The organism is Amycolatopsis sp. NPDC054798 (genome assembly GCF_053611505.1).
In genome coordinates this window covers 1-10,467 of sequence record NZ_JBSHAM010000095.1, presented here as the reverse complement: position 1 = coordinate 10,467, position 10,467 = coordinate 1, and the positions used below count along the sequence as shown (strand labels likewise).

The window sequence follows — 10,467 nt, the reverse complement described above, 5'->3', positions numbered from 1 at the left end:
GCCCCTTGAGGGAATCAGATTCCCTCAAGGGGCCCTTCACGGACGACTACTCCTGGGGCCCGAACCTCGCCTGGACGTCGGGGCGCTGCGCCAGCCGCTCCGGGAAGCCCGGCCCGCGCCGCATCCGGGTGTCGTCCGCGGACAACGGCTCGCCGCAATCCGCGCACACGACGGCCGCGGTTGTGTCGTGCCCGCAGGCGTCGTGGTGCAGCACGATCGGCGGGCCCGCCTCGGTGGACAGCCACCGGTCGCCCCAGGCCGTCATCGCGGCCAGGACACCCCAGAAATCGCGGCCCTTCTCGGTGAGCACGTAGTCGTAGCGCACCGGTTCGGCCTGGTAGGCGCGCTTTTCCAGCAACCCCTCGTCGACCAGCCTGCGCAGCCGGTCGGCGAGGGTGTTGCGCGCGATGCCGAGCGCCTGCTGGAACTCGTCGAAGCGGCGGATGCCGTAGAACGCGTCCCGCAGCACCAGCGGCGTCCACCAGTCCCCGAGCAGGTCCATGGTCCGGGCGATCGAACACGGCCACTGCGCGAAGGAAGTGCGTTTCATGACGGCGAGGATACGCCGTCCCACAGTGCAACCCAGCAGGTCAGACGGCAACCCAGCAGGTCAGACGCGATGCCCGACGGTCACGTCGACAGTGTCGGGCACCTCCTCGTGCTCGTCGCCGACCGAAAGGGTCCCGGACGGTTCCACGAGAAGCACCACCGCGCCCTCCTTGGACGACGGCTTGTGGAACGTGCCGCGCGGGACCACGAACATCTGCTCGCGCGTCAGCGTCACGGTCCGTTCGCCGTCCGCTTCGCGCAGGCCGAGTTCGATGCTGCCGTCGAGAACGAGGAAGAACTCGTCGGTGTTGTCGTGCTTGTGCCACACGTGTTCGCCCAGGAACCGGGCGAGGCGGATGTCGTAATCGTTGACGTTGGCGACGATCCGGGGGCTCCACGGAGCGTCGAATCCGGCGAGCACCGCCTGCAGATCAAGAGGTTGAGTGGTCATATCTCGATCTTGGGCCTGGTTTCCGGCGGCCGGGAGTGCTAGGAATCGCATATGTCGAAAGGATCCTCGCACCGGGTAGTGATGGTCGTCGGCGACGGCTCGAACCCGTTCGAGATGGGTGTCGCGACGGAGCTGTTCGGCTTGCGCCGGCCGGAACTGCAGCGGCCGTGGTACGACTTCGCGCTCGCGGCGCCCGGCGGGCAAGCCCGGATGCACCTCGGCTTCTTCACCCTCGCCGACGTCGCGGGCCTCGAGGCGGTCGACACCGCGGACACGGTGATCGTCCCGAACCGGCCGGATCCGCACACTCCCGCCGACCCCGAAATCCTCGCCGCGATCCGGCGAGCGGACGCGCGCGGCGCGCGGTTGATGAGCTTCTGCACCGGCGCGTTCACCCTGGCCGACGCCGGCGTGCTGGACCATCGCCGCGCCACCACGCACTGGCAATGGGCCGACGAGTTCACCGCGCGCTACCCCCGGGTCCGGCTGGAGCCGGACGTTCTCTTCGTCGAGGACGGCACAGTTTTCACCGCCGCCGGAAGCGCGGCCGCACTCGACTTGTCGCTGCACGTGATCCAGCGTGATCACGGCGCGGAAATCGCCAACGCGGTAAGCCGGCGCCTCGTTTTCACCGGACATCGCGAAGGCGGACAGCAACAGTTCGTGGAACGCCCGCTGCCGGAGATTCCGGACGCTTCCCTCGCGCCGGTGCTGGAATGGGCCCGCCAGCACCTCGACCAGCCGCTCGCGGTCACCGACCTCGCCGCGCGCGCGTCGACCAGCGCCGCCACCCTGCACCGGCGGTTCCGCACCGAACTCGGCACGACGCCGCTGGCCTGGCTCACCGCCGAACGCGTGACGCTGGCCCGCCGCCTCATCGAACGCGGCGAAGCTGGTCTGGACCGCATCGCCGCCCGCACCGGGCTGGGCACCGGCGCGAACCTCCGGCTGCAGCTGCGCAGGCACACCGGGCTGTCGCCGTCGGAATACCGGAAACGATTCGGCCCGGCCGCCTGAACCGTTCGATGGTCCACAGTGGACCTACGAAGGAATTACTCCATTCGGCCTATTCAGCGAAGTTCCGGTTAAGCCCCGATGACCGGAACCCGCCGAAGGTTTTATGCCAGACGAACGAAAGTTGGCCGGAACGGACAGAATTCCGCCTGCCCCTCACCGCGTCGCGCACAGATCCGCTAGCTTGGCCGCAGACCGGCAGAACGAACGGGGAGACACGCATGGCCAGACGCCGCCTGGAGGGACGGAACGCCCGGAGCCGGGCTTTCGCCGCCCTCGCCGGAGGCGCGCTCGTGGTGCTGCCGACGGTGACCTCGTCCGGCATCCCGGTGGCGTTGCGCGCCGCGGAGCCGCCGTCGGCCGCGCAGGCCGCGCCGAACTCCCCCGGGCTGCCGCCGGGCATCACGCTCCCGCCGATCGGCGTGGACGGCAGCCTCCCGCAGCCGCCGGTCCCGCAGGCGCTCGGCGTGCCGGGCTACCCGAACGGCCCCGGCTCGGCGACCACCTCCGGCCCGCTGGGCATCCCGGACAGCATGTTGCGGGCCTACCGCAACGCGGCCGACATCATGGCCCGCGAACAGCCCGGCTGCCACGTCGACTGGGCGCTGATCGCGGCCATCGGGCGGGTCGAGTCGAACCACGCGCGCGGCGGCTACGTCGACGCCCGCGGCAACACCCTCGAACGCATTCTCGGCCCGGTCCTCGACGGAGCGGGCGGATTCGCCGCGATCCGCGACACCGACCACGGCCGCTACGACGGCGACCCGGTGTGGGACCGCGCGGTCGGCCCGACCCAGTTCATCCCGTCGACCTGGGCGTCCTACGCCTCCGACGGCAACGGCGACGGCGTCTCCGACCCGAACAACATCTACGACGAAACGCTCGCCACCGCGCGCTACCTGTGCTCGGGAGGTCTGGACCTCTCCAGCGACGCCAACCAGCGCCTCGCGGTGCGCCGGTACAACAACTCGCAGACTTACGTGGACACCGTGATGGCGTACGCGTACGGCTACCGCAACGGCGTCTCGAAGCTGCCGGACAGCCAGGTCCCGATCGGAGCCCCGCCCGGACCGGGCGCGGTCGAGGCCGCGGCGGGCAGCCCGGCAGGCGACGTCGCCCCGCCCGCCCCGCCGCCGGTGACCCCGGGCCAGCCGAGCCAGCCCGGCACCCCGACGCAGCTTCCCGGCAGCAGCACCGCGCCGAGCAGCAGCTCTCCGTCGAAGCCGACCAGCACAGCGCCGACAAGCACCGCACCGACGAGCACCGCCCCCACCAGCACGGCCCCCACCAGCCCGACTCCGACGAGCACGACTCCGTCGTCCAGCTCCGCCCCGGCGAACCCGACCACGTCCTCCAGCACGACGACCTCCAGCACCACCACGGAGGCCGCGCCGACGCACTGACCGCGGCGTTCGTATAGTCCGATCGGAAACCGGACTATGGGGGAGCGATCGTGGCGTGGAATCCCCGGCAACTGCCGGACCTGTCCGGCAAGACCTACGTGGTGACCGGGGGCAACGCCGGAATCGGCTACTTCATCGCCGAGCAGCTGGCCGCCGCCGGAGCACACGTCGCGCTGCTGGGCCGTGATCCGTCGCGGTTGCGCGCGGCCGTCGAGATGGTGCGCTCGCGCGTCGGATCCGCTTCGCTGAGCACGATCCCGCTGGACCTCGCCGACCTGGACTCGATCCCGGCCGCGGTCGACGCGCTCGGTCGGCTCGACCGCGTGGACGCGTTGATCGAGAACGCCGGAATCACCGCGCCGGGGCCGGTGCGCCGGACCACGAAACAGGGCCTGGAACTGGCGGTCGGCACCAACCACTTCGGCCACTTCGCGCTCACCGCGCTGGCCATGCCGGTGCTGACCGCGTCGGCGGCGCGCGTGGTGCTGGCGGGCAGCCTGATCACCCGGATGTATCCGTACGACATCGACGATCTCCAGAGCGAGCACAAGTACTCGGACTTCCGCGCCTACGCATTGTCGAAGCACGCCGTGCAATCTTTCGCGATGGAACTCGACCGACGGCTGCGTGCGGCGGGGTCGCCGGTGCAGGCGATCCTCTCGCATCCAGGGTTCAGTCTCGAACGCACCAGCCCGGCGCGGCCGGGAATCACTCAGCCAGTGCCGGTGATGCGGCTGCTCGCGCCGTATACGCACGGCAAGGACCACGGCGCGTGGCCAGCGGTTCGGGCCGCGGTCGATCCCTCCGCGACCGGCGGTTCTTACTACGGTCCGGCCTTCGGCGGAGTGGGCCGGCCCCGGCTTGGGACGGCGATGGGCGCTTCCCGGGATGCAGCGCGAGGGCGTCGGCTGTGGGCGCTTTCGGAAGAAGCGACTGGGATCGCGTTCTCGCTCGGGGGTTCCTGACTCGCCCGCATCTTGGTAACGTCGTGTTTCTAGAAACGTCGTGTTACCGAATGGATGTGCCTTGACCAGGCTGACGCGGGCCGAACAACAGCAGCTCACCCACGAAAAGCTGATCGAAGCGGGACGGGCGGTGCTTGTCCGGCGCGGGTTCCTCGCCGCGACCGTGGAGGAGATCGCCGCGGAAGCCGGGTATACGCGCGGGGCGGTGTACAAGCACTTCGGCGGCAAGGAAGGCGTCTGGCTGGCGATCATCGACGCCCGCGCCGAAGCGCACCTCGGCCTGCTCAAAGCCGCACTGAGCAAGGCTTCTACCCGGGACGACCTGATCGCCGCGCTCACTCCCACAGCGATCGCCGACGACGAGGAGGCCGCCCGGTGGAGCCGGACGACCGCCGAATTCGCCGCCGCCGTGACAAGACTTCCCGAAACCGCCGCGGCCGCGGTCTCCGCGCAACGCCAGCACGAAGAAGAAATCGTTGCTGTACTTGACGAACACTGCCGACGGCTGGGAATCACGCCAGCCGTTCCGTTGCCACAGGTGGTCGTGCTGCTCGGGGCGCTGAGCGGCGGGCTCGCCCTGCGGCGCGGCGTCGATCCCGACACCGATGTGGCGGGCGTGCTCGCCGGAACCCTCGCCGCGGTGTTCCCCGATCCACAGAGGACTCCATGACCGTTTCATTCGCCCACAACGGCGACATCGCCCTCGCGTACGAAACCTTTGGCTCCCAAGGGCGTCCGCTGCTGCTGATCCAAGGCGGACTCGCCCCGATGCAGGGCTGGCCGGACGATTTTTGCGAAGCCTTGGCACGCAAGGGTTTTCACGTCGCTCGTTACGACAACCGCGACACTGGCCAGTCCTCGCGCACCACCGCCGACTACACCCTCGCAGACTCCGCCGCCGACGGAACGGCCGTGCTCGACGCACTCGGCTGGCCGGGCGCACACGTCGTCGGCGTCTCCCTCGGCGGCATGATCGCCCAAGTGATGGCAACCCGGCACGCGGACCGCGTACTGAGCCTGACGTCGCTGTCGTCCGCACCGGATCACCTCCAGAGGTGGAACCTGCGCAAGGTCCGTACGCTCGTCAAATTCGCCGCGGCACACCGGAAACGGCCCCGGGACCCGGAATCCGCGGGCGAGCACCTCGTGCGGATCTACCGCATCGTCGGTTCGCCCGGCCATCCGCACGACGAAGACTGGATCCGCTCCGTCGGCCGCCGGAATTTCCGCACCCGTACGGATTTCGCCGCGTTCCGCCGGCAGGGCAAGGCCATGTACGCCCTAGGCGACCGGCGCGCGGAACTGGCCGGAGTGCGCGCGCCGACCTTGGTCATCACCGGGGAAGCCGATCCCGTGCAGCCGGTGAGCGCCGGGCGCGCGACCGCCGACGCCATTCCCGGCGCGAAATTCGTCACCTACGCGGGCATGGGACACGACCTGCCGCGTCCACTGTGGCCAGACATCATCGGCGAGATCGACGCCATCGCCGGCAGGTGAGCTTATTTGCCGAGGTGGCCGATCCGGTCGGCGATCCCGTCGAGCAGCCGGTCCAAGCCGAACTCGGACGCGTCCGACGCCTGCTCCGCGGAAGGCTTTTCGAAGCCGCCCGCGAGCCAGGTCCGGTTCATCGCCGGATGGGAATCGACGTCGAAATACGTGTACCAGAACGAAGAACGCTGTCCCCACCACGCGTCGTTGGACTGTCCCGTGGTCCGTTCCAAATGGACGCTCTCCGCCTCAGTCGCCGCGTTCGCGTCCACATACCCCGCGACAGCGTTGGCCGCCGCGACGACTTCCCGGGCGGGCAGCCCCAGACCCTCCATAATGGACAGCAAGTATTCCTGACCGGCCAGCTGCCCCGGGCCGAGCGCGGGCCGGACACGAGACCGCTCGCGCAGCCACGGATGCCGGCGGTAGCTGTCGCGCGTCCGGTCAGCGTAAACACGCACCTGCGCTCGCCAGTCCCCCGGCCGGGGCTCGCCCGGTCCGGGAAGATTCCGTTCGAGCAGAACGGTGTCGACCATGAGATCGATCAGCTCGGTTTTGCCGGGAACGTAGGTATAGAGCGTCATCGTGCCCGCCCCGAGTTCCTTCGCGACGCGGTGCATGGACGTCGCAACGAGCCCTTCGGCATCAGCGACCGCGATGGCGGCCCTGATGATCTGTTCGACCGTGAGCGTGGGCCGCCTGCCGCGAGACGAGGGTTCCGGAGCTCCTGCGCGGTCGCGCCACAGCAGGGCGAGCGTCCGCTCGATCTCCTCGCGCGCGGCCTCGGGACCGTCGCCCTCGTGCTCGACGATCATCGCGTCCCCTCCCGGCCCTCGTACAGTCAGCGTGGGATCTTACCTGCCGTTTCAGGACCTTCGTCCCCTCCGCACTGGCGTACGCGCCGCTACGCTGGGCGGCGAGGGAGGTGGTTCCGGTGACGGAACGCAAACCGCCCGGCGTGTCGTATGGCAGCTGGGTCGACCGGCAAATCGCCGCCGCCGAAGCTCGCGGCGACTTCGACGACCTGCCCGGAGCGGGAAAACCGCTGCCGCCCCCCAGCGGCCGCGACGCGGCGACCGACTGGATGATCCGGAACGCTCGCGAAGGAGACATCGACAGGTCCGCGTTCCTGCCGCCGTCGCTCGCCCTGCCGAGGGAAATCCAAGACCTGCCGGGAAAACTCGCGAAAGTCCGGTCCGAACGCCAGGTGCGGGAAATCGTCGAGGACCTGAACGACCGCATCCGCAAAGCACACGCGATGCCCCAGGACGGCCCGGTGCTGCGGGCCCGGCCGCTGGACGTCGAGGAAACAGTGGCCCGCTGGCGTGCGGACCGCGAAGAGCCCTAAGCCGCCCCGCCGCACCGACGATTCCACCCGCCCGTGACCCTTCCTCGGAGGGGCAGCTCCCCTCCGCGCCCCAGCCCTCTTCGCCCGACTACAGCTACGCTGGGTAAGTACCTGGGCGAAGGGAAGAGAACCGTGGTCGGAGTTCGTCGGGCTGCCTTCGTGGTCGCCGCGGTCCTCTTGCTGTTCGGCGAGCCGTGGTCGGTGCTCGTGCTGCTGCCGGACTGGCCGGTGGCGGCGACGGTCGTCGGCACGGTCGTTTTCGCCGCGGCCGCACTGAGTTTTCCGGTGCTCATGGCGCTCGGGCACGGTCCGAAGCAGAACGACGCCGCCGCGCGGATCGGCGACGTCACCCTCGGCACGATCTGGGTGCTGTTCACCTGGAGCGTCCTCACGCACGTGCTGCGGCTGATCCTGCTGGTGTCCGGAGTGGACGATCCCGCGCGGCCACGGATCGTAGCCGCGGTCACGCTCGCCGTCGCGGCGGTGCTGCTCGTCAGCGGGAACCGGATCGCCATGCGGGTGCCGCCGGTGAAGCCGGTCGAGGTCGTCCTGCCGAAGCTCGGGGCCGGGCTCGACGGGCTGCGCGTCGCGGTCGTCACCGACACCCACTACGGCCCGCTCGACCGCACCCGCTGGTCCGAACGCCTGGTCGCGGAACTGAACCGGCTGCGGCCCGACGTCGTCTGCCACGCCGGGGACCTCGCCGACGGTTCGGTCGCCAAGCGGCGCAAGCAGGTCGACCCGCTCGGCGGCGTGCAGGCTCCGCTCGGCCGGTTCTACATCACCGGCAACCACGAGTACTTCGGCGAGGCGCAGGCGTGGCTGGACCACATGGAAAGCCTCGGCTGGGACACCCTGCACAACCGCTCGACCCTGATCGAACGCGACGGAGCCCGCCTGCTCTTCGCGGGCATCGACGACCCCACCGGAGCCGCCTCCGGCCTGCCCGGCCACGGCCCCGACCTCGCCGCGGCACTGGACGGCTCCGACCCGGACGTCCCCGTCGTCCTGCTGGCCCACCAGCCCAAACAGGTCGCCCAGGCCCGCGAGGAAAGCGTCGACCTGCAGATCTCCGGGCACACCCACGGCGGCCAGATCTGGCCGTTCCACCTCCTGGTCCGCCTGGACCAGCCCACCCTGTCCGGCCTCACCCGGCACGGCCCGACCCAGCTGTACAACAGCCGCGGCTCCGGCTTCTGGGGCCCGCCCTTCCGCGTGTTCGCCCCGAACGAGATCTCCCTGCTGACCCTGCGCAGCGCCTGACCTCCCCCTTGCCCTCTTCCCGACCCAGCAAGTCCCACCGAAAACTTTTTTTGTCTTGACAACTCAAACATTCGGATGCGAGAGTTCCTCCCAGCAACCCCGCTCAAGGAGGAACCCCATGCCCACCGTCACGTCCGCCGACGGCACCCAGATCGCCTACTCGCGCATCGGCTCCGGCCCCGCACTCGTCCTCGTCGACGGCGCCCTCTGCTACCGCACCTCGACCCCCAACGACGACCTCGCCAAAGCCCTCTCCGACCGCTTCACCGTCTACACGTTCGACCGCCGAGGCCGAGGCGAAAGCGGCGACACGGCTCCCTACGACGTAGAGCGCGAGATCGAAGACATCTCCGCACTGGCCAAGGAAGCCGGCGGCGAAATCGGTCTCTACGGCATCTCGTCCGGCGCCGCACTTGTCCTGGAGGCCGCCCACCGCGGCGTGCCGGTCAAGAAGGTCGCGGTGTACGAACCGCCGTTCGTCGTCGACAGCACCCGCAAGCGCGTCCCCGCCGACTACCAGGCGAAGCTCGAAGCAGCCGTCGCCGCCGGAAAACCGGGCGACGCGATCAAGACGTTCATGGTCGAAGGCGTCGGACTGCCCGCCCTGATGGTCGCGATGATGCGCCTGATGCCCATGTGGCCGCGCATGAAGCGCATCGCGCACACCCTCGCCTACGACGCCCAGGTAATGGACGACAACCAGGCCGGTCGCCCGCTTCCCGACGACCGCTGGTCCGGCATCACCGCCCCCACCCTGATCCTCGACGGCGGCAAGAGTCCTGAATGGATGCGCAACGGCGTCGCCGCCGCGGCCGCCCAACTCCCGGACGCCGACTACCGCACCCTGCCCGGCCAGACGCACCTGGTGAAAACCGCCGCACTGGCCCCGGTCCTGGCGGAGTTCTTCGCCACGAACTGACCCACACCCCGCCCCGGGTGAGGCAGGCTGCGAAACGTGGCCACGCGAGCATTGATTTTCGATTTCGACGGTACCCTCGCCGACACCGAAGCCGCGGTACTGCGGTCCTGGCAAGAAATGTTCGCCGGACACGGCGTCGAACTGCCTCTGGATGTCTGGCACACAGTGATCGGCACCCAGAACACGGCCGCCACGATGTTCAAAATCCTGGCCGAACAAGTCGAAGACGTCGACCCGGAAACCCTGCGCCCCACCATGCGCGCGCGAGTACACGAACTCCTAGCCGAAGACGGCCCGCGCGAAGGCGTCCTCGACTACCTCAACGAAGCGGCCGACCGCGGACTGGCTTTGGGCGTCGCCTCAAGCTCCTCCAGCACCTGGGTCCACGGCCAACTGGAACGCCTCAATCTGGCCCCCCGCTTCACCGCCGTAGAAACCGGCGACCGCCACAAACCAAAACCCGCCCCAGACACCTACCTGGCAGCCCTGGACACCCTAGGCGTCACCGCGAACGAAGCCATCGCCTTCGAAGACTCGCCCCACGGCGTCAGCGCGGCAAAAGCCGCAGGCCTCACCACCATCGCCATACCCAACCCCATCACCGCCACCCTGGACTTCTCCGCCGCGGACCTCGTCCTCCCCTCCTTCACCACCACCCCGCTCAGCACACTGCTGCAGCAATTCGACCGTGAGGGCCACCTTCACAGCCTCTGATTCCCCCAGGGTTCCCCTCACGACCCTCGCCGGTCCGTGAGGGGCCCCTTCACGGACCAGGATTCCCTCAAGGAGTCCTTCACGGCCCACCCCCGGCCTACCGCGGAGCGCCCCAATGCCACATTGGGTGCGTCGCATGCACCCAATGTGGCATTGGGGTTTTCTCAGCAGCCGTCGCGCGCAGCTCCCCAGCGAGGCACGGAGCATCGCCCGGGCTTGCGGCGGGTGGTGTGGCTTAAAGGTCCGTGAGGGCCACCCAGAAGGAATCAGATTACTTCAGGGTGGCCCTCACGGCACGTAGCCGGTTCGGCTACGGCAACCCTCACCCCGTGGCCTCGATCAGGCCACCGAGA

Annotated in this window: 12 protein-coding genes; 9 read left to right on the top strand and 3 right to left on the bottom strand. The window is 69.3% G+C overall.

Annotated features, from left to right (window positions below):
• Positions 1-46 precede the first annotated feature (46 nt).
• Together ACWGIC_RS37080 and ACWGIC_RS37075 are read right to left on the bottom strand one after the other, a co-directional pair.
• Positions 47-550: a winged helix-turn-helix transcriptional regulator gene (locus ACWGIC_RS37080; protein WP_452080609.1), complete on the bottom strand. Its 504-nt coding sequence runs from the start codon at positions 548-550 to the stop codon at positions 47-49.
• A 60-nt stretch (positions 551-610) separates the two neighbouring features.
• The gene (locus ACWGIC_RS37075) at positions 611-1,000 is read right to left on the bottom strand and encodes a cupin domain-containing protein (RefSeq protein WP_452080608.1); all 390 of its coding nucleotides are present in this window, start codon (positions 998-1,000) and stop codon (positions 611-613) included.
• 51 nt (positions 1,001-1,051) lie between these two features.
• On the opposite strand from ACWGIC_RS37075, the gene ACWGIC_RS37070 reads away from it, so the two are divergent.
• The 5 genes from ACWGIC_RS37070 to ACWGIC_RS37050 all read left to right on the top strand — a co-directional run bounded on the left by ACWGIC_RS37070 (position 1,052) and on the right by ACWGIC_RS37050 (position 5,879).
• Complete coding sequence (locus ACWGIC_RS37070) at positions 1,052-2,017, top strand: helix-turn-helix domain-containing protein (RefSeq protein WP_452080607.1); 966 nt, start codon at positions 1,052-1,054, stop codon at positions 2,015-2,017.
• A gap of 218 nt (positions 2,018-2,235) precedes the next feature.
• Complete coding sequence (locus ACWGIC_RS37065) at positions 2,236-3,417, top strand: lytic murein transglycosylase (RefSeq protein WP_452080606.1); 1,182 nt, start codon at positions 2,236-2,238, stop codon at positions 3,415-3,417.
• 50 nt (positions 3,418-3,467) lie between these two features.
• The gene (locus ACWGIC_RS37060) at positions 3,468-4,382 is read left to right on the top strand and encodes an SDR family NAD(P)-dependent oxidoreductase (RefSeq protein ID WP_452080605.1); all 915 of its coding nucleotides are present in this window, start codon (positions 3,468-3,470) and stop codon (positions 4,380-4,382) included.
• Positions 4,383-4,443: 61 nt separating this feature from the next.
• Positions 4,444-5,052 (top strand): TetR/AcrR family transcriptional regulator, encoded by a 609-nt coding sequence (locus ACWGIC_RS37055; protein WP_452080604.1) that lies wholly within the window; start codon positions 4,444-4,446, stop codon positions 5,050-5,052.
• Positions 5,049-5,879, top strand: a complete 831-nt coding sequence (locus tag ACWGIC_RS37050) for an alpha/beta fold hydrolase (protein ID WP_452080603.1) — start codon at positions 5,049-5,051, stop codon at positions 5,877-5,879. The genes ACWGIC_RS37055 and ACWGIC_RS37050 overlap by 4 nt, the downstream gene beginning before the upstream one ends.
• A 2-nt stretch (positions 5,880-5,881) precedes the next feature.
• Here ACWGIC_RS37050 and ACWGIC_RS37045 read toward each other — a convergent pair whose 3' ends face one another.
• The gene (locus ACWGIC_RS37045; RefSeq protein WP_452080602.1) at positions 5,882-6,685 is read right to left on the bottom strand and encodes a TetR/AcrR family transcriptional regulator; all 804 of its coding nucleotides are present in this window, start codon (positions 6,683-6,685) and stop codon (positions 5,882-5,884) included.
• A 119-nt stretch (positions 6,686-6,804) separates the two neighbouring features.
• On the opposite strand from ACWGIC_RS37045, the gene ACWGIC_RS37040 reads away from it, so the two are divergent.
• From ACWGIC_RS37040 to ACWGIC_RS37025, 4 genes are all read left to right on the top strand, one after another.
• Entirely contained in the window at positions 6,805-7,218 is a 414-nt protein-coding gene (locus ACWGIC_RS37040) for a DnaJ family domain-containing protein (RefSeq protein WP_452080601.1), read from the top strand.
• Between the two features lie 132 nt (positions 7,219-7,350).
• Positions 7,351-8,481 (top strand): metallophosphoesterase, encoded by a 1,131-nt coding sequence (locus ACWGIC_RS37035; protein WP_452080600.1) that lies wholly within the window; start codon positions 7,351-7,353, stop codon positions 8,479-8,481.
• Positions 8,482-8,599: 118 nt separating this feature from the next.
• Positions 8,600-9,400, top strand: coding sequence for an alpha/beta fold hydrolase (locus ACWGIC_RS37030; RefSeq protein ID WP_452080599.1), 801 nt, complete (start codon positions 8,600-8,602; stop codon positions 9,398-9,400).
• A 36-nt stretch (positions 9,401-9,436) separates the two neighbouring features.
• Complete coding sequence (locus ACWGIC_RS37025) at positions 9,437-10,114, top strand: HAD family hydrolase (RefSeq protein ID WP_452080598.1); 678 nt, start codon at positions 9,437-9,439, stop codon at positions 10,112-10,114.
• The last annotated feature ends 353 nt before the right edge of the window (positions 10,115-10,467 follow it).

Excerpts from the sequence above, each read along its gene's own strand:
- ACWGIC_RS37080 (WP_452080609.1), bottom strand. The coding sequence starts at position 550 with ATGAAACGCACTTCCTTCGCGCAGTGGCCGTGTTCGATCGCCCGGACC.
- ACWGIC_RS37075 (WP_452080608.1), bottom strand. The coding sequence starts at position 1,000 with ATGACCACTCAACCTCTTGATCTGCAGGCGGTGCTCGCCGGATTCGAC.
- ACWGIC_RS37070 (WP_452080607.1), top strand. The coding sequence starts at position 1,052 with ATGTCGAAAGGATCCTCGCACCGGGTAGTGATGGTCGTCGGCGACGGC.
- ACWGIC_RS37065 (WP_452080606.1), top strand. The coding sequence starts at position 2,236 with ATGGCCAGACGCCGCCTGGAGGGACGGAACGCCCGGAGCCGGGCTTTC.
- ACWGIC_RS37050 (WP_452080603.1), top strand. The coding sequence starts at position 5,049 with ATGACCGTTTCATTCGCCCACAACGGCGACATCGCCCTCGCGTACGAA.
- ACWGIC_RS37045 (WP_452080602.1), bottom strand. The coding sequence starts at position 6,685 with ATGATCGTCGAGCACGAGGGCGACGGTCCCGAGGCCGCGCGCGAGGAG.
- ACWGIC_RS37030 (WP_452080599.1), top strand. The coding sequence starts at position 8,600 with ATGCCCACCGTCACGTCCGCCGACGGCACCCAGATCGCCTACTCGCGC.